Source organism: Lentzea cavernae, assembly GCF_014653695.1.
GTDB lineage: Bacteria > Actinomycetota > Actinomycetes > Mycobacteriales > Pseudonocardiaceae > Lentzea > Lentzea cavernae.
In genome coordinates, this window is record NZ_BNAR01000005.1 from 58,927 (window position 1) to 75,645 (window position 16,719).

At 71.9% G+C, this 16,719-nt stretch carries 19 protein-coding genes; 12 read left to right on the forward strand and 7 right to left on the reverse strand.

Annotated elements, in window-relative coordinates:
- Positions 1 to 44: 44 nt before the first annotated feature.
- Genes IE307_RS17650 through IE307_RS17660 form a run of 3 tightly spaced genes read right to left on the reverse strand, consistent with a single transcriptional unit; the run spans position 45 to position 1,612 of the window.
- Entirely contained in the window at positions 45 to 401 is a 357-nt protein-coding gene (locus IE307_RS17650) for a VOC family protein (protein ID WP_191299069.1), read from the reverse strand.
- An 11-nt stretch (positions 402 to 412) separates the two neighbouring features.
- On the reverse strand, positions 413 to 1,126 hold the full coding sequence (locus IE307_RS17655) for a poly-gamma-glutamate hydrolase family protein (protein ID WP_191299070.1): 714 nt from the start codon (positions 1,124 to 1,126) through the stop codon (positions 413 to 415).
- 54 nt (positions 1,127 to 1,180) lie between these two features.
- On the reverse strand, positions 1,181 to 1,612 hold the full coding sequence (locus tag IE307_RS17660) for an Hsp20/alpha crystallin family protein (RefSeq protein ID WP_191299071.1): 432 nt from the start codon (positions 1,610 to 1,612) through the stop codon (positions 1,181 to 1,183).
- Between the two features lie 104 nt (positions 1,613 to 1,716).
- Here IE307_RS17660 and IE307_RS17665 point away from each other — a divergent pair, with 104 nt between their 5' ends.
- Positions 1,717 to 2,265 carry an HSP18 transcriptional regulator gene (locus IE307_RS17665; RefSeq protein ID WP_229904813.1) on the forward strand — a complete coding sequence of 183 codons (549 nt, stop codon included), beginning with the start codon at positions 1,717 to 1,719 and terminating at the stop codon, positions 2,263 to 2,265.
- On the opposite strand, the gene IE307_RS17670 is transcribed toward IE307_RS17665, so the two are convergent.
- Positions 2,239 to 3,087, reverse strand: a complete 849-nt coding sequence (locus tag IE307_RS17670) for a S66 peptidase family protein (protein WP_191299072.1) — start codon at positions 3,085 to 3,087, stop codon at positions 2,239 to 2,241. The genes IE307_RS17665 and IE307_RS17670 overlap by 27 nt on opposite strands.
- Positions 3,084 to 4,970, reverse strand: coding sequence for a prolyl oligopeptidase family serine peptidase (locus IE307_RS17675; RefSeq protein ID WP_191299073.1), 1,887 nt, complete (start codon positions 4,968 to 4,970; stop codon positions 3,084 to 3,086). The genes IE307_RS17670 and IE307_RS17675 overlap by 4 nt, the downstream gene beginning before the upstream one ends.
- Positions 4,971 to 5,048: 78 nt before the next feature.
- Between IE307_RS17675 and IE307_RS17680 the strand changes: the two genes are divergently transcribed.
- The 6 genes from IE307_RS17680 to IE307_RS17705 all read left to right on the forward strand — a co-directional run bounded on the left by IE307_RS17680 (position 5,049) and on the right by IE307_RS17705 (position 9,605).
- The gene (locus IE307_RS17680) at positions 5,049 to 5,615 is read left to right on the forward strand and encodes a DUF3090 domain-containing protein (protein WP_191299074.1); all 567 of its coding nucleotides are present in this window, start codon (positions 5,049 to 5,051) and stop codon (positions 5,613 to 5,615) included.
- Position 5,616: 1 nt separating this feature from the next.
- Positions 5,617 to 6,402, forward strand: a complete 786-nt coding sequence (locus IE307_RS17685) for an SCO1664 family protein (RefSeq protein ID WP_191299075.1) — start codon at positions 5,617 to 5,619, stop codon at positions 6,400 to 6,402.
- 71 nt (positions 6,403 to 6,473) lie between these two features.
- Positions 6,474 to 7,508 carry a S66 family peptidase gene (locus IE307_RS17690; protein WP_191299076.1) on the forward strand — a complete coding sequence of 345 codons (1,035 nt, stop codon included), beginning with the start codon at positions 6,474 to 6,476 and terminating at the stop codon, positions 7,506 to 7,508.
- Positions 7,509 to 7,653: 145 nt separating this feature from the next.
- Complete coding sequence (locus IE307_RS17695; RefSeq protein ID WP_191299077.1) at positions 7,654 to 8,082, forward strand: hypothetical protein; 429 nt, start codon at positions 7,654 to 7,656, stop codon at positions 8,080 to 8,082.
- 5 nt (positions 8,083 to 8,087) lie between these two features.
- Positions 8,088 to 8,789 carry an aminoglycoside phosphotransferase family protein gene (locus IE307_RS17700; RefSeq protein WP_191299078.1) on the forward strand — a complete coding sequence of 234 codons (702 nt, stop codon included), beginning with the start codon at positions 8,088 to 8,090 and terminating at the stop codon, positions 8,787 to 8,789.
- A gap of 9 nt (positions 8,790 to 8,798) precedes the next feature.
- Entirely contained in the window at positions 8,799 to 9,605 is an 807-nt protein-coding gene (locus tag IE307_RS17705; RefSeq protein WP_191299079.1) for a DUF3097 domain-containing protein, read from the forward strand.
- Here IE307_RS17705 and IE307_RS17710 read toward each other — a convergent pair.
- Entirely contained in the window at positions 9,586 to 10,167 is a 582-nt protein-coding gene (locus tag IE307_RS17710) for a dihydrofolate reductase family protein (RefSeq protein WP_191299080.1), read from the reverse strand. The genes IE307_RS17705 and IE307_RS17710 overlap by 20 nt on opposite strands.
- A 323-nt stretch (positions 10,168 to 10,490) precedes the next feature.
- Here IE307_RS17710 and IE307_RS17715 point away from each other — a divergent pair, with 323 nt between their 5' ends.
- The 5 genes from IE307_RS17715 to IE307_RS17735 all read left to right on the forward strand — a co-directional run bounded on the left by IE307_RS17715 (position 10,491) and on the right by IE307_RS17735 (position 15,241).
- Entirely contained in the window at positions 10,491 to 10,916 is a 426-nt protein-coding gene (locus tag IE307_RS17715) for an NfeD family protein (RefSeq protein WP_191299081.1), read from the forward strand.
- 35 nt (positions 10,917 to 10,951) lie between these two features.
- Positions 10,952 to 12,148 carry an SPFH domain-containing protein gene (locus IE307_RS17720; RefSeq protein WP_373306023.1) on the forward strand — a complete coding sequence of 399 codons (1,197 nt, stop codon included), beginning with the start codon at positions 10,952 to 10,954 and terminating at the stop codon, positions 12,146 to 12,148.
- Between the two features lie 185 nt (positions 12,149 to 12,333).
- Positions 12,334 to 12,756: a YciI family protein gene (locus tag IE307_RS17725; protein ID WP_191299082.1), complete on the forward strand. Its 423-nt coding sequence runs from the start codon at positions 12,334 to 12,336 to the stop codon at positions 12,754 to 12,756.
- Positions 12,757 to 12,783: 27 nt separating this feature from the next.
- Entirely contained in the window at positions 12,784 to 14,058 is a 1,275-nt protein-coding gene (locus IE307_RS17730; RefSeq protein ID WP_191299083.1) for an RNA polymerase sigma factor, read from the forward strand.
- Between the two features lie 85 nt (positions 14,059 to 14,143).
- On the forward strand, positions 14,144 to 15,241 hold the full coding sequence (locus IE307_RS17735) for a hypothetical protein (RefSeq protein ID WP_191299084.1): 1,098 nt from the start codon (positions 14,144 to 14,146) through the stop codon (positions 15,239 to 15,241).
- A gap of 36 nt (positions 15,242 to 15,277) precedes the next feature.
- Here IE307_RS17735 and IE307_RS17740 read toward each other — a convergent pair whose 3' ends face one another.
- Positions 15,278 to 16,696, reverse strand: coding sequence for an amidase (locus IE307_RS17740; RefSeq protein WP_191299085.1), 1,419 nt, complete (start codon positions 16,694 to 16,696; stop codon positions 15,278 to 15,280).
- Between the last annotated feature and the right edge of the window lie 23 nt (positions 16,697 to 16,719).

The window sequence follows — 16,719 nt, forward strand, 5'->3', positions numbered from 1 at the left end:
GCCCTCGGCCGCCGCTGTCGCCCAACGAACTCGCAAGACAGCACCTAGCCCAGGAACAGGCAGAACGGGTGACCGTCCGGGTCGAACAGGACCCGGACGTCGTCCTGCGGCTGCACCTGCGCGAGCACCGCCCCGCACGCCAGCGCGTGCTCCACCGCCGCGTCCAGGTCGTCGACCTCTATGTCGAGGTGCTGCGTGGCCACCGGCGCTCCGGGTTCGCTCGGCCACACCGGCCGCCGGAACTCACGTTCCAGCTCGAGGTTCACCGTCAGCCCGCCCGGTGTCCGCACCTGCGCCCAGCCCTCGTCCGCCGCCGTCACCGTCCCGCCCAGCAGACGGGCGTAGAACGCGGCGAGCGCGACGGGCTGGGACGTGCCGACCGTGACCGACGTGAGGCGCATGAGGCCCGACGCTAGTTGTTCAGCGCCTCACGTGCCCCGAGAGCTGCCCGGCAGGCGTGCACGAAGTCCCAGAACACCTCGGTAGTCGTGTGCCGCCGGTCCGAGCGCGAGTTCTCCGAGAACATCGCGGTGCGCAGGGGAGTGGTCAGCTCCAGCTGCGCCCCCTGCCGCGAACGGGTGCGGTTGGCGATGTTCGCCCGGTCGAAACCGCCCAGCACCGGGTGGTCGACCGCGTCGATCGTGTGAAAACCCGCCCGCCGCAGCCGCGTCAGCAGCTCCAGGCGCAGCAGCGCGTCACGGCCGCCGACCAGCACGGCCCGGTCGTGGTCCTCCAGGCCCGCCGCCGCGGCGGTGCAGCCGTGCAGGCCCAGGGCGTGGCGGGCGCCGGAGACCAGTTGGCGGGCCACGCGGTCGTCGCAGTTGGACGAGGTGACGTGCAGCTCGTCGTTCGCGGCGGTGCGCAGGCCCTCGAACATCCAGTAGTCGTGCGTCTGCCCGATCGGCACGCGCGTGGACGGGTGGTAACCGGCGATCGCCAGGCACAGTTCCGAGGTGCCGACCTCGATGCCGCCGCCGTGCGGGGCGAGAACGACCGAGGGGGTGCGGGGGCGGTGACGCTTGAAGCGACGCCGGTAATCCTCCCGTTCCACCAGTCGGGGATCGGCGTAGAGATCGGAGTTGGACGCGTACACGTCCAGCGCCGACCACTGGGGATGCGGTCTCATGGCGGGCGGAAGCCTACCCGGCGTCACCCGGACGGCTGCCGCCCGCCAGGCGCATCAGGCGTTGATCTGCCGCGGCGCGTCCTCGCCTGCGGAGATCGAGATCTTGCGGGGCTTCGCGCGTTCCGCGACCGGGATCCGCAGCGTCAGCACACCCGCGTCGTACTTCGCGTCGATGCGGTCGGAGTCGAGCGCGTCACCGAGGAACAACTGCCGGGAGAACACGCCCAGCGGCCGTTCCGACACCTGCATCTCCACGTCCTTGCCCACCGGCCGGCGCTCGGCCTTCACCGTCAGCACGTTGCGCTCGACGTCGAGGTCGATCGCGTCGGGCGCCACCCCGGGCAGGTCGAAGGCCACCACGAACTCGTCACCGTCGCGGTAGGCGTCCATCGGCATCGCCGTGGGACGCGACCACGTGCCCGCCGACCCCAGCACCTGCTGCGTCAGCCGGTCGAACTCACGGAACGGGTCAGTGCGCATCAACATCTGACACCTCCACTCATCTCTCGTAGGACTGTCAATGCGCTGCCCCACTGTTGTAACATGTCGTCGGAACGATGACAAGTCCCTCGCGTCATCGGGAGGATGACATGACGAACGACTACGACGCGGTCCGCGCCGCGGCCGCCTCACCCGGCGACGCCACCGAGGTCCTCGCGGCGCTGATGCTGCTGCGGCAGCTGCGCGACGAGCTGTCCGGATGGGAGCCGCAGCTCATCGAGGCCGCCCGCGAGCTCGGCACGAGCTGGGCCGAGCTCGCCCCGGCGCTGGGCGTCGCCAGCAGGCAGGCCGCCGAGAAGCGCTACCTGCGCGTGCGGCGCACCGACGACACCGGCACCGGGGACGAACGCGTGCAGGCCGAACGCGACCGGCGCGCCGGGGACAAGGCCGTCGCCGCCTGGGCGCAGCGCAACGCGCGCGTGCTGCGAGGACTGGCCGCCCGGGTCGGCCCGCACGACGACGCCGTGCAGCAGGCGCTGGGCGGCAACGACGCCGCGGAACTGCTCACCCCGCTCGCACGGGCCGAGGAGGGACTGCGCGACGGGCAACCGGGCCTGGCCGAGCAGATCGCCGGGATCGGCCAGCAGACCGACCGGTTGCGCACCGACGCGCTACGCCAGCGTCACCGTCCCGGCTGAGGCGTCCAGCTCGGCGGTCACTCCCAGGGGCAACGACCACGACCCCGCGCAGTGCCCGAACCCGAACTCGCCCAGAACCGGCACGCCCAGCCCCGACAGGCGGTCGGTCAGCACCGCGGACACGTCACCGCAGTCCGTCCACGACCCCAGCACGATCCCCGACACCGGCGCGAACCAGCCCGCCCGCAGCAACTGCGTCAGCAGCCGGTCCAGCCGGTAGGCCTCCTCGCCGACGTCCTCGAGCAACGCGATCGACCCCGGTGGCGGCGGCGCCCACCGGGGCCCGCCCACCGACGCCGCGAGCAACGCCACGTTCCCGCCCGTGAGCACCCCCCGCGCCGACCCCGGCACCACCGTCGTGCCGGCGCTCCACGACCTCACACCGTCGAAGAGCACCGCGCGCAGCCGTGCCTGGGCCAGGGGGTCGTCGACGAAGTCCGCGGTGCCCGGCATCGGCCCGAACACCGTCGGCTGCCCGACCGCGTTGAGCTCGGTGTGCAGCACCGTCACGTCCGACGAGCCCACGAACACCCGCGCCGGCAGCTCCTTCCACGGCACGAGGTCGGTCATCCGCAGACACCCGTACCCGCCGCGCACGCAGAACACCGCCGCCACGTCCGAGCACCAGCCCGACACGAACTCCTCGGCCCGTGCCCGGTCAGAGCCCGCGAGATACGGCAACGACCACGGCGCCACCACAGGTGTGGTGACCTCCAGGCCCCACGAGCGCAGCACCTGCGCTCCCGCGGCGAGCCTCGAGGGCAGGGCGGGACCTGCCGGGGACACCAGCGCGACCCGGTCCCCGGCGCACAGCACGGTCACTGCGACAGGTCCAGCACCGGCACGCCGGGCGGGACGAACCCGAACGCCTGGCCGTAGAACGACAGCTCCGCCTCCAGCGCCGCCTTGATGTTCTCGGCCATCCGGAAGCCGTGCTGCTCACCGGCGAAGGTGAGGTAGGCGTGCGGGATGCCCGACCCGGCCAGGTCCGCGGCGAACCGGTCGGCCTGCTCCGGCGGGCAGATCTCGTCCTCCAGGCCCTGCAGCAGCAGCACCGGCCCCGACACCGACCGCGCCTTGCGCGAGGGAGAACGGTCCCGGTAGCGGTCCGCCGCCCCGGGCAGCGTGCCGACCAGGCCCTCGACGTAGCGCGACTCGAAGTCGTGCGTCTCGCCGCCCTCCGAGGTCCACCCCGCGAGGTCCAGGATCGGGAACGCCACCATGCCGCACCGGTACACGTCGGTCGAGGTCAGCGACGCCGCCGACGTCCAGCCGCCCGCCGAGCCGCCGCGGATGCCCAGCCGCGCCGGGTCCGCCGTGCCCTCCTTCGCGAGCTGCTGGGCCACGAACGCGCAGTCCTCCACGTCCACGACACCCCACTGCTCGCGCAGCCGCTCCCGGAACGCCCGCCCGTAGCCGGTCGAGCCGCCGTAGTTGACCGCCACCACGCCGATGCCGCGGCTGGTGAAGTACGCGATGTCCGTGTCGAGCTTGGGCAGCGCACGCCCCGTCGGCCCGCCGTGCACGTGCACCACGTACGGCGGAAGCTCGTCCTCCGGTCCGGCGAAGTCCGGGTTCGTCGGCGCGTACACGTACGCGGGGATCTCACCGAACACGCGCTCCACCGGTACCGGCAGGTACGCCGCCTCCGGTGACTGCTGCCCGCCGGTCAGGTAGGTCAGCTCCCCGTTGGACAGGTCCAGGCGCACCACGGCGAAGTCCGACGTCGGCCCCGCCGCGCCGCAGATCACCACACCGTCGCGCACCGACAGGTCCGCCGCCCACGTCGGCAGGTCGGTCTGCACGTCGGTCACCGTCGCCGAACGCTCGTCGAGCACCGCCAGGTGCCCGGAGCGCACCACCAGGTACCGGCCCGGCGACAGCGTCGCGAACCAGCGGTTGCCCAGCCGCCACATCGGACCGCCCAGCTCCTCCTCGCACGGCGCCAGGTTCGCGCGCGTGCCGTCGGGGGAGACGCGGAACAGGTTCCACCAGCCGTCCGGGTCGGTCAGCGCGAGCAGCGAGTCGCCCTCCCACTCGAACTGGCACACCGCCTCGGTCGCCGACCCCGCCACCACCCGGTGCTCGTCCGAGCCGAGGTCGGCGACGCACAGCTCGGTGCCGTCCCACGGCATCCGCGGGTGGTCCCAGCCGATCCACGCCACCTTCGTGCCGTCCGGGCTGATCTTCGGGCCCGTCATGAAGTGGTGCGACGCGCCCAGCACGCGGATCTCGCCGTCGCGGGTGATCGCCACCAGGTCGCGGCGCACGTCCGTGCGCGCGTCACCGGTGACGGACTCCCGCACGCACCACACCTCGCCGTCCGGGCCCGCCGACAGGTCCGAGTACCGGATCCCGTGGTGGCGCTCCGGCTCCGGGGTCAGCGGCGTGGGCTCGGGAGCGTCGGGGTTGAACACGTAGACCCGCTGATCAGCCCAATGGGTGAACGCCACCCGGTCCTCGGCGAGCACCACGAACGGGCGGCCGCCGTACTCGTGCACCCGGTTGCGGGCGTTCCACGGCGCCGGCAGCACCTCTGCGCCGTCGCGCACCAGCGCCACCCTGCCGCCCTCGGCGGGCCGGCTCTCCGCCCACCACACCCGCTCACCGTGCAGGTCGGCCCACTGGAACCCACCCCCCGGCTTCGAGGTGTCGCCGGCGCTGATCGGCGAGGTCCAGGTCCCGTACGAAGCGATCTTCACCACAACGCGACCCTATACGCGGAGTGTTTGATGGGGGAGGACCTGCCGACGATCTCCGCGTGGCCTAGGGTCGTATCTGCCATGGCTCGCGTCATTCACGTATTCCGCGCACCCGACCGGTTCATCGCAGGAACCGTCGGGCAGCCCGGCGACCGCACCTTCTACCTGCAGGCCTCAGAGCAGAGCAGGTTGATCAGCGTCGCCCTGGAAAAGCAGCAGGTCCAGGTCCTCGCCGAGCGCATCGGCTCGTTGCTCGAGGAGGTGCACCGCCGCTTCGGCACCGACGTCCCCGAGGACGCCCCGCCCGACGACCTCGACACGCAGCCCCTCGACGTCCCCGTCGAGGAGGAGTTCCGGGTCGGCACCATGGGACTGGGCTGGGACGCCGAGTCCAAGGCGGTCGTCATCGAGCTCCTCGCGATCTCCGAGGAGGAGGTCGACGAGGCCGTCGTGCTCGACGACACCGAGGAAGGCCCCGACGCCGTGCGGGTCTTCCTGTCGCCCTCCGCCGCCCGTGCCTTCGCCGAACGCGCCGACCGCGTCATCAACGCCGGGCGCAAACCCTGCCCCCTGTGCGCCGAACCGCTCGACGCGGACGGCCACATCTGCCCGCGGCAGAACGGCTACCGCCGCACCGAAGAAGACTGACGTGGACACCTCCGCGGCCCTGCAGTTGCTCGAACACGGCCGCATCGAGGTCGAAGGACGCCTGGTCGACGCCTCCAACGCCACCTTGTTCTGCAAGATCTCGTTGGACGGCGTCGACGCCCAGTGCGTCTACAAACCCGTGCGGGGCGAACGGCCGCTGTGGGACTTCCCCGACGGCACGCTCGCCGGCCGCGAGGTGGCCACCTACCTGATCTCCGCCGCGTCCTTCGGCGTCGTGCCGCCCACCGTGCTGCGCCCCGGCCCGTTCGGCAGCGGCATGGTCCAGCTCTGGGTCGACACCCGCGAAGAGGACGAACTCGTCGACATCATCGGCGTCGACGACGTCAAACCCGGCTGGATCCCCGTCTTCCACGCCCACGACCGCTTCGGCGACCCCGCCGTGCTCGTGCACGCCGACCACCCGCGCATCGCCGAGATGTCCGCCTTCGACGTCGTCGTCAACAACGCCGACCGCAAGGGCGGGCACGTCCTGCACGCCCTCGACGGCTCCGTCCACGGCGTCGACCACGGCATCTGCCTGCACACCGAACCCAAACTCCGCACCGTGCTGTGGGGCTGGGCCCGCGAACCCCTGCCCGACCGCGTCGTCGACTCGCTGCGGCGGCTGCGGTCCTCACTGGACTCCGACCTGGGCGAGACGCTGCACGAGCACCTGACCCGCGCCGAGGTCCGGGCCGTGGGGGAGCGCGTGGACAAACTGCTCGCCGCCGGCGTGTACCCGGAGCCCTCCGGCGACTGGCCCGCGATCCCCTGGCCCGCGTTCTAGGTGCTGTGATGCCGGTCCGGCACCGGTGAACGCACCCGTCGCACAGCTGGGCGTCACTACGCTCGGCACCCATGTCGTTGATCAACCCGCCCAAGCCCCGGCCCGGTGACCGGGTCGCGATCGTCTCCCCGGCCGCGGGCCTGCCGGGCCTGTTCCCCCTGCCCCACGAACTGGGCCTGCGGCGCCTGGAGACCGAGTTCGGGCTCGTCCCCGTCGAGTACCCGGCCACCCGCAAGCTCGGCGCGACGCCGCGGGAGCGTGCCGAGGACCTGCACGCCGCGTTCGCCGACCCGTCGATCAAGGCGGTCATCGCGACCATCGGCGGCGACGACCAGATCACCGTCCTGCCGCACCTGGACGCCGAGCTGATCACGGCCAACCCCAAGCCGTTCTTCGGGCACAGCGACAACACCAACCTGCTCACCTGGCTGCGCAACCGCGGCATCGTCGGCTTCTACGGCGGCAGCGTCATGGTCCAGTTCGGACGGCCCGGCGCCATGCACCCCACCACCGCCGCCTCGCTGCGGGCCGCCCTGTTCACACCGGGGCCGTACCGGCTGACCGAGTCGCACGCCTACGGCGACAAGGACAGCCCCTGGGAGGACCCGGAGACCTTCACGACCGAACCCGTCCTCGAACCCAGCGGCGGCTGGATCTGGCACCGGCCCGGCACGACCGTCACAGGCCCGTCGTGGGGCGGCAACCTCGAGATCCTGTCGTGGCTGATGATGGCCGGCCGGGAGATCGGCGACCCCGGCCACCACGACGGCCGCGTGCTGTTCTTCGAGACCAGCGAGGAGATGCCCTCGGCGACCGAGGTCTACCGGATCCTGCGCAACATGGGCGAACGCGGCCTGCTGCACCGGTTCCCCGCCGTGCTCGTCGGCCGTGCCAAGGCCTGGTTCTTCACCGACCAGGACACCGACCGCGCCGCCCACACCACCGCCCAGCGCGAGGCGGTCCTGCGGGCGTTCTCCGAGTACGCGCCCGAGACCATGATCGTGTTCGACGTCGACCTCGGCCACACCGACCCGCAGGTCGTCATCCCCGTCGGCGGCACCATCGAGGTCGACGGCCCCGCACGCACGATCACCGTCACCTACTGAGCGTGGCCGTCATCGGAGATCCGTTCGGTGCCCATCGAATCAGCGCCGCAGCGGGGGTTTGACGTGCCGATCACCGTGCCCCTATCTTCTGTGAGGCGTGCTGACCTGCACAAACAGTCGGATTGTGAATGCGGGACACGGTGACATGAGCTCTTTCGAACGGATCGTCGTGGTGGGCGCGGCCGGACTCGGCGCGCGGGCGGCGCGGTGCCTGGCCCGCCGGTTCGGGCCCGTCGACCTGATCGGCCCCGGCACCGCCGCGCTCGCCGACGCCGGTGTGCGCCGCCACCCGCTCGCCACCGTCCGCGACTTCGACCTCGACACCCCCGCCGTCGTCGTGGACACCGACGGCGGACGGCTGCAGCGCCTGGTGTGCGACCGGCTCGTCGTCGCCGGCTGGCCGGTGCCGCTGCTGCCGGTCAACCGGTGGGTGATCGGCGGCAAGGTCGCCATCGCCGGTGACGGCGCCGACCTGCGCCTGCTGTCCACCTGCTTCGACGCCAACGCGCTGTGGCGCCCGGCCCTGGCCGACTACCAGCACCGCCGCCAGTCCGCCGCGAACTCGCTACCCTGAGCCGAGTGATCGACGAGGACGCCAGAGCCCGCCTGGTCCGCCGGTTCGGCACCGGCGTCACCGCCTGGATCGACGCACTGCCCGACCTGCTCGCCACCCTCACCGACCACTGGGACCTCACCGTCGTGCGGCACGTGCCCGGCGGCACCGGCACCACGTTCCTGTGCACCACCGCGGTCCTCAAACTCACCCCCGAGCACGCCATCGCCGCGCACGAGGCCCGCGCGCTCACCGCCTGGGCCGGCACCCCGGCGATGGTCGGCCTGCTCGACACCGACCTGACCCGCGGCGCACTGCTGCTGCAGACCGTCGACCCCGGCACCCCCGCCCGCGACCCCGCGAAGGTCGTCCCGCACCTGCACCAGGCGGACCCCACGGGCTTCCCGCCGCTCACCGCCCGCGTCGACTTCCTGTTCGAGACCGTGCTCACCCGCCGCACCGGCACCTACTACGCCACCGAACACCGCCGTGCCCGCACACTCGCCGAGGACGACATCGCGCCCGTGCTGCTGCACGGCGACCTGCACCCCGGCAACGTCCTGCAAGGCCCCGCGGGCCCGGTCGCCATCGATCCGCGCGCCTGCGTCGGCGACCCGGCGGTGGACTGGATGGACTTCGTGCACGGCGGCTACGACCTGCACGGCGCCGACGTCGACCTCGACCGCGTCCACGAGTGGCTCACCGCCTTCGAACCGTTCTACGGTTAGGGTTCGCGGGTGCGTTCCCACGACTACGGCCGCGACGTCCTCTCCACGCCCAAGCGCAAGAAGGTCCCCGAGATCACGGCCGAACCCGGCCTCGTCGTCGAGGACCCCGCCAGCGGCTTCTGCGGAGCCGTCGTGAAGTTCGAGTACGGCCAGGTCGTGCTCGAGGACCGCCACGGCCGGCGCCGGCTGTTCCCGCTCAACCCCGCCGGGTTCCTCCTCGACGGCAAGCCCGTCACCCTCGTCAAACCCATGCCCGCGCCGCAGAAGGCGAAGATCACCGCGTCCGGCTCGGTCAAGGTCGAGGGCCTGCGGGCGCAGACCGCGAAGGCCAGCCGCATCTGGGTCGAGGGCAAACACGACGCCGAGCTCGTCGAACGCGTCTGGGGCCACGACCTGCGCGTCGAAGGCATCGTCGTGGAACCCCTGCACGGCGTCGACGACCTCCCGCGGCTGATCACCGAGTTCGGCACCGCCCCGCACCGCCGCCTCGGCGTCCTGGTCGACCACCTCGTCGCGAACTCCAAGGAAGCGCGCGTCGTCGAGCAGGTCACCGACTCGAACGTGCTGGTCACCGGCCACCCCTACGTCGACATCTGGCAGGCCGTGAAGCCGCAGGTCGTCAAGATCAGGGCGTGGCCGGTGATCCCGCGCGGCGTCGACTGGAAGACCGGCGTCTGCGCGCAGCTGGGCTGGGGCGAGACGTGGGAGGGCTGGCAGCGGGTGCTGAACTCGGTCAGCAGCTACAAGGACATCGAGTCCGACCTGCTCGGCGCCGTCGAACGCCTCATCGACTTCGTCACCGTGCCCCAGGACTGACCCGCGTGTAGTGCGCGACGATCACACCCTTCGGCGTCGTCACGCTGCCGGTCAGCTCGAACTCCGTGCGCGGCGCCGGGTCGTCGAACAGGCGCGTGCCGCCGCCCAGCGTCAGCGGGTGGATCACCAGCGTGTAGTGGTCGAGCAGCCCGGCCGCGTGCAGCGACCGCACCAGCGCCGCGCTGCCGATGATCGACAGATCGCCCTCGAGCGCGGCGACATCACCGGTCGAACGCAGCAGCACCGAGTTCTCCCACGCCCCGGCGGAGTCCAGGCTCGCCGACACCACGTACTTGCGGGCGGCGTTCATGTGCGCGGTGAACGGGTTGCCGTCGGTGGCCGAGGACCACACGGTGATGAAGTCCTGCCACGTGCGGCGCCCGAACAGCATGGCGCCACTCTGCGCCATGCCCTTGCCCATCTCGGCGGCCAGCACCTCGTCGTTGTACGCCGCACCCCACCCGCCGTGGGCGAAACCACCGCGGGTGTCCTCGTCGGGACGGCCGAAGCCCTGCACCACACCGTCGAGCGTCACGAACATCGTCGCGGAGATGGAACGCATCACTGCACCTCTCGGGAGAAGACCGTTGTCACCGCCCACACGAACGGCGACACCCGGTTTCGACACCCCCGGCCGAACGATTTCGCCGCCACCCGGGGTGCGGCACGGCGCGTCCTCACGCCGTGCGCTTCCGTGGTGCGGGACCGGTTGCCGGTGAGCGGCCACCGCGGCATCGGGTCCGGCCTGCTCGGCGGCGGAGCGCGGCACGAGCACCACGCCTGCCCCGCCCGATTCATCTCCCGTTGATCGATTTCGTCACGGTCCGGGGCCCAGCACGGTGAATCTCGCGTTCGAGGCGTCCCCGTTGGTGTATGTATGGGCTCATGGCCGCGCTGATCTGGCTGATCGTCGGGATACTGCTCGTCGTCGCCGAAGTTCTCTCAGGTGACTTCGTGCTGGTCATGCTCGGCGCCGCCGCGCTGGCCGCGGCCGGTGTGTCCGCGGTGGGCGCCGCGGACCTGGTGAGCGTGCTCGTCTTCGCGGCCACGTCGCTGGGCCTGATCGTCACGGCCCGGCCGCTGCTCAAGAAACGGCTGCAGCTCGGGTCGAACGTCCGGATGCACCACGAGGCACTGCTGGGCAGCCGGGCCACCGCGGTGACGCAGGTGACCGAGCACGGCGGGCAGGTCAAGATCGGCGGCGACACCTGGAGCGCGCGCACCCTCGACGGGTCCGTGGTCGAAGAAGGCGAAGCCGTCACCGTTGTCGAGATCTCGGGCGCCGTCGCCGTGGTGATAGCCGCGGTGTGAGCGCCCCCAGGAGGGTGTGAACCGAGTTGGACCCGATCACCGCTGTGATCGCCGCCGTCATCGCGATCTTCGTGCTGACCATCGCCGTCAAGTCCGTGCTGGTCATCCCGCAGGCGCAGGCCGCCGTCATCGAACGTCTCGGCCGCTACCGCACCACCGCGGCACCCGGCCTGAACATCATGGTCCCGTTCATCGACAAGGTGCGCGCCCGCATCGACCTGCGCGAGCAGGTCGTGTCGTTCCCGCCGCAGCCGGTGATCACCCAGGACAACCTCACCGTCTCGATCGACACCGTCGTGTACTTCCAGGTCACCGAGCCGCGGTCCGCGGTGTACGAGATCTCCAACTACATCGTCGGTGTCGAGCAGCTCACCATCACCACGCTGCGCAACCTCGTCGGTGGCATGAGCCTGGAGGAGACGCTGACCTCGCGTGACCACATCAACGGTCAGCTGCGCGGCGTCCTGGACGAGGCCACCGGCCGCTGGGGCCTGCGCGTGGCCCGCGTCGAGCTCAAGTCGATCGACCCGCCGCCCTCCATCCAGGACTCGATGGAGAAGCAGATGCGCGCCGACCGCGAGAAGCGCGCCATGATCCTCACCGCCGAGGGCCAGCGGGAGTCCTCGATCAAGACCGCCGAGGGCCAGAAGCAGTCGCAGATCCTCGCCGCCGAGGGCGGCAAGCAGGCGGCGATCCTGTCCGCGGAGGGTGAGCGGCAGTCGCAGATCCTGCGCGCACAGGGTGAACGCGCCGCCCGCTACCTGCAGGCCCAAGGTCAGGCCAAGGCCATCGAGAAGGTCTTCGCCGCGATCAAGGACGGCAAGCCCACCCCGGAGGTGCTGGCGTACCAGTACCTGCAAACGCTGCCGCAGATGGCCCAGGGCGACGCGAACAAGGTCTGGATGATCCCGTCCGACTACGGCAAGGCCCTCGAGGGGTTCGCCCGCATGCTCGGCGCGCCCGGTGACGACGGCGTCTTCCGCTACGAGCCGCCGGCCGACGACACCGAGCGGCCCCGGCCCGAGGACGAGGACGAGTCGGTCGCCGCCTGGTTCGACCTCAAGTCCGACCCGAAGGTCGCCGAAGCCGTCGCCGCCGCGGAGGCGGTGGCCCGTCAGGAGGTCCCCAGCCCGCTGGGCACCCCGCCCCGCCCGGTCGGCGCGGCCTCCCCGGTGCCGGAGCTCGAGGCGGAGCAGCCCCGGTCGCTGCACCAGCCCGGCGAGCCGGTCTGACCCGGCGCGACACAGGTCCCGAGCGGCCCATCCCGATCACCGGGGTGGGCCGCTCGGCTGTCTGAGCAGGTGAAACAGAAAGTTCAGGAAAATTCCGGGTCGTGTGTCGATCGAACGTGCCGCCCGTTCGACCTAGGCGTGAAAGGGTCCACAAGGGACCTGACACCAAGCGGGAGACATCGACCATGAAGTTCATGCTGATCTGGCGCGTGAGTTCCGACGAGGCCTGGGGCAACCTCGGTGAGATCGACTTCGACCAGATGCTCGAGACCGTCGGCAAGTTCAACGAGGAGCTCATCAACGCCGGCGTCCTCGTCGCCGCCGAGGGCCTCGCGCCCGCCGAGGAAGGCGTGGTCGTCGACTTCTCCTCCGAACCGCCGGTCGTCACCGACGGCCCGTACGGGGAGACCAAGGAGCTGTTCAACGGCTTCTACCTGATCAACGTCCCCACCATCCAGGACGCGATCGAGTGGGCCAAGCGCACCCCGATGACCGCCGCCGGGTTCAAGACCGAGATCCGCCGCGTCCCCACGATCGACGAGTTCCCGCAGGACAACGAGTGGATCAAGAAGGAACGGGCCTGGCGCGAGTCCACCGGTCAGCTGTGACCGGGTCGGCTCTGATCTCATAGGCGCATGAGCGACCCCACGGGACGCAAGGCCGTAGCCGCGGTGTGGCGCATCGACTCCGCCAGGATCATCGGTGCGCTCACCCGCTACACCGGCGACTTCGCCCTGGCCGAGGACCTGGCGCAGGAGGCACTGGCCGAGGCGCTGGTGACGTGGCCGCGCGAAGGCGTCCCGAACAACCCGGCGGGCTGGCTGCTCACCGTCGGGCGGCGCCGCGCGATCGACGCGTTCCGCCGCCGCAGCGCCCGCGACGAGAAGTACGCGGCGATGGCCCACCACCTGCCCGAGGGCGGCGCGCTCACCGGCGCCGATCCCGGCCCCGCACCCGACGAGGTGCTGTGGGACCCCGACCAGATCGACGACGACACCCTCGCCCTGATGTTCACCTCGTGCCACCCGGTGCTCTCACGCGAGGCCGGGGTCGCGCTGACGTTGCGCGTGATCGGCGGTCTGACCAGCGACGAGATCGCACGGGCGTTCCTGGTGCCCACGGCGACCGTGCAGGCCCGCATCACCCGCGCGAAGAAGACCCTCGGCGCCGCCGGTGTGCCGTTCGAGGTGCCGCCGGTCAACGAACGCCCCGCCCGCCTGGCCCAGGTGCTGAGCGTGGTCTACCTGATCTTCACCGAGGGCTCGTCGGCCAGTTCCGGTGAGGAGGTCATCCGCTTCGACCTGGCGGGGGAGGCGCAGCGGCTCGCGCGGATCCTGTCGCGGCTGATGCCCGAGGAACCCGAGGTCCACAGCCTGCTGGCACTGCTGGAGCTCACCGCGGCCCGGTTCCCCGCCCGCCGCGGCCCCGACGGGGAGACCGTGCTGCTGCAAGACCAGGACCGGCGCCGCTGGGACCGCTCCGCCATCGCCCGCGGCCGTGCCGCCCTGGCCAAGGCCACCGACGCCGGGCGCGGTTACGGCTACTACGGGCTGCAGGCCGCGATCGCCGAGTGCCACGCGCTGGCGTCCTCGGTCGAGCAGACCGACTGGGGGCGCATCGTCGCCCTGTACGACGGCCTGGGCCGCCTCGCCCCGTCCCCGGTCGTGGACCTCAACCGCGCGGTCGCCGTGTCGATGGCCCAGGGCCCGGCCGCGGCGCTGCCGATCGTCGACTCCCTGGCCTCCAGCGAGGCGTTCAAGGACTCCCACCAGCTACCGGGCGTGCGCGGGGAGTTGCTGCGCCGCCTCGGCCGTCTCGACGAGGCCCGCACCGCCCTGGAGCTGGCCATACGCCTGTGCGGCAACGAACGCGAACGGACCGTGCTGACCCGGAAGCTGGCCGAACTGTAGGCATCTGACCACGCGGGGTGAACCTTAAATCCGTTAGGGCGACTTCGGTGGCACTCGACCGGGTGACGCGTGAATGATGTTGTGAATGGACTCGCTGCCCGCCACCGTGGCCTCCGCGCTCGTCGAGGGCGAGGGCGAGCCCGGCGGTGAGCCCGGTGGCGAGCTCGGGTGGCCCGCCCGCTGGCAGGCGCTGACCGCGGTGTCGGTCGAACTGCAGTCGCTGCTCGTCACCGATCCCGGACCGCGGCTGGTGGCGTTGATCGAGCAGATCGTCACCCAGCTGGCCGACGGCGTCGCGACCAGCCGCCGGCACCGCGTCGAACTGGCCGAGCTCGCCCACCGCGTCCTGAGCACGCACGCCCGCGCGTGCGCCCAGACCCGCCCGGAGCCGGTGCGCCTGGCCGACTGGCTGCTCGACCTGCAGCTCGAGCACCCCGACGCCCCCGACGTCAGCCTGTCCGCCTACGCCGCCGCGCTCGACGACGACGGTCTCGCCCGCTACCGCGAGCGGGCGGTGGCGTTGTTCGAGCCGCTGCCGGTGATCGGGTTCGGGCAGACCGGCCGCTACGACCGGGCCCGCTGGGCGTTGCTGCGCGTCATGGAGGAGCTCGCCGAGTACACCGAGGACGTCGACCTGCAGCTGCTCGTGCTGTCCAAGGACCTGTCCTCGGGCTGGCACTACCTGCAGGTCGCGACCGTGCTGCGCGACAACGGCCGCTCGGACGAGGCACTGCAGTGGGTGGAGCGCGGGCTGCGCGCCGTGGGCGGCCGGGGCGCGGCGCTGCGGCTGATCGACCTCGCGGTGGAGGAGCACCTGCGCCGGGGCGCGCCGCAGCAGGCCGTGCAGGTGTGCCGGGAGGCGTTCTTCGCCCGCCCGAACCTCGACCTCTACCTCAAGGCACGGGCGCTGGTAGTGCACACCGACGAGTGGCCGCCGTTGCGCGCGGAGCTGGTGCACCACCTCGTGCAGGACGGCGGCCGCCTCGCCGTCGAGGTCTACCGGCGCATCGTCGAGGTGGAGCTGGCCCGGCGGGGGATCGAGGAGCAGGAGCTGCTCGTGGAATGGCTGGCGCAACTGCGCGGTCTGCAGCCCGACGCGTTCGCCGACTACCTGGACCACATCAAGTCGCGGCACGTGGCCGACCGGGAACTGCTCGACGAGTTGGCCCGCCGCGGATTCTGACCGTTTCCGATTCGGATAGTCCGTACTCGTAATATCCTAGTTCGCATGACCGAGGCCGGAGGGGATTCGGTCCGCCCACGGCCGGGCGCGCTCCAGCTGGGCGGACACCGACAGCAGCGTGCACTCGTCGTGCTGGCGGCCCACGAGCTGCACCGCCAGCGGCAGGCCCGCCGACGTGCGGCCCGCCGGAACGCAGGCGGCGGGGTTGCCGACGATGTTCCACAACGGCAGGAACGTCGTGTACTGCGCCGCCGCGAGCAGCGCCGTCACGACGTTGCGCCCGTCCCACTCGCCCACGCGGATCGGCGGGCGGGTCAGCGCCGGGGTGAGCAGCACGTCGACCGAGGCGAAGATCCGGTTCGCGTACGCGGTGAGCGTCGCGTCGTCCCTGGCCGCCCACCGCACCGCGCCGCGCGGGATGCGGCGGCCCAGTTCCCCGACCGCGCGGGTGCGCGGCTCCACCAGGTCCGGGAACTCCATGCCGGCACGTGCGAGGTGGGCGTTGTGCAGGTAGCGGGCGGCGAACTGGGTGGAGGCGGTGATGTCGCGCATCGGCGGGTCCAGGCGCACCACGTCGTGGCCCAGGTCGGTGAGCAGCGCGGCGGTGTCCTGCACGGCGTCGCGGACCTCGTCGGCGATCGCGATGCCCGGACCCCACGGCCGCAGCGACACCCCGATCCGCAGCCTGCCCGGATCCGTGCGCGCGGCCTCGGTGAAGCTCGTGCGCGGCGGGTGGGCGACGTGCGCGTCACCGGGCGCGGCACCGTGGACCTGGTCGGCGACCAGCGCCCAGTCGGCCACCGTGCGGGTGATCGGCCCCGCCACGACGAGCCCGCCCCACATCTGCGGCTCCGGGGCGAGGGACACGCGGCCGCGCTGGGGCTTGAGCCCGAACAGGCCCGTCACCGCGCAGGGGATGCGGATCGAGCCGGCGCCGTCGGTGCCGATCGCCGCCGCGGCCAGTCCCGCCGCGACCGCGGCCGCCGAACCGCCGCTGGAGCCGCCCGGCGAGTGGGTCAGCGACCACGGGTTGCGCGTCGGACCCGCCCAGGAGCTCTCGGTGAACGGCCACAGGCCCAGTTCGGGCATGCGGGTGCGGCCGATGATCACCGCTCCGGCGGCGCGCAGCCGGGTGACGATCGCGGAGTCGGCCGGCTGCGGGGTGCGGGCGGCGTTGGTGCCCTTCGTGGTGGGCAGCCCGGCGAGCGCGATGTCCTCCTTGACCGCGATCGGCACGCCCCGCAGCGGCAGGTCCTCGTCCGCGCGGCCGTCGAGAGCGGCGGCCTGCTCGAGGGCCTGCTCGGCGAAGACCAGCCGGAACGCGCCCAGTCGCGGATCGATCCGCTCGATGCGGCGCAGGTGCTCTGCGACGAGGTCGCGGGCGCTCACCTCGCCGTTCCGCACGGCTCGCGCCTGCCTGGCGACCCCGGCGAAACACAGCTCCGTCAGCTCCATGAACCGACCCTAAGCGCCCACTG

Bases quoted from the DNA above. Each gene is read 5' to 3' on its own strand.
- IE307_RS17740 (WP_191299085.1), bottom strand. From the start codon at position 16,696: ATGGAGCTGACGGAGCTGTGTTTCGCCGGGGTCGCCAGGCAGGCGCGA.
- IE307_RS17655 (WP_191299070.1), bottom strand. From the start codon at position 1,126: ATGAGACCGCATCCCCAGTGGTCGGCGCTGGACGTGTACGCGTCCAAC.
- IE307_RS17660 (WP_191299071.1), bottom strand. From the start codon at position 1,612: ATGTTGATGCGCACTGACCCGTTCCGTGAGTTCGACCGGCTGACGCAG.
- IE307_RS17680 (WP_191299074.1), top strand. From the start codon at position 5,049: ATGGCTCGCGTCATTCACGTATTCCGCGCACCCGACCGGTTCATCGCA.
- IE307_RS17710 (WP_191299080.1), bottom strand. From the start codon at position 10,167: ATGCGTTCCATCTCCGCGACGATGTTCGTGACGCTCGACGGTGTGGTG.
- IE307_RS17690 (WP_191299076.1), top strand. From the start codon at position 6,474: ATGTCGTTGATCAACCCGCCCAAGCCCCGGCCCGGTGACCGGGTCGCG.
- IE307_RS17735 (WP_191299084.1), top strand. From the start codon at position 14,144: ATGGACTCGCTGCCCGCCACCGTGGCCTCCGCGCTCGTCGAGGGCGAG.
- IE307_RS17695 (WP_191299077.1), top strand. From the start codon at position 7,654: ATGAGCTCTTTCGAACGGATCGTCGTGGTGGGCGCGGCCGGACTCGGC.
- IE307_RS17730 (WP_191299083.1), top strand. From the start codon at position 12,784: ATGAGCGACCCCACGGGACGCAAGGCCGTAGCCGCGGTGTGGCGCATC.
- IE307_RS17665 (WP_229904813.1), top strand. From the start codon at position 1,717: ATGACGAACGACTACGACGCGGTCCGCGCCGCGGCCGCCTCACCCGGC.
- IE307_RS17650 (WP_191299069.1), bottom strand. From the start codon at position 401: ATGCGCCTCACGTCGGTCACGGTCGGCACGTCCCAGCCCGTCGCGCTC.
- IE307_RS17715 (WP_191299081.1), top strand. From the start codon at position 10,491: ATGGCCGCGCTGATCTGGCTGATCGTCGGGATACTGCTCGTCGTCGCC.
- IE307_RS17725 (WP_191299082.1), top strand. From the start codon at position 12,334: ATGAAGTTCATGCTGATCTGGCGCGTGAGTTCCGACGAGGCCTGGGGC.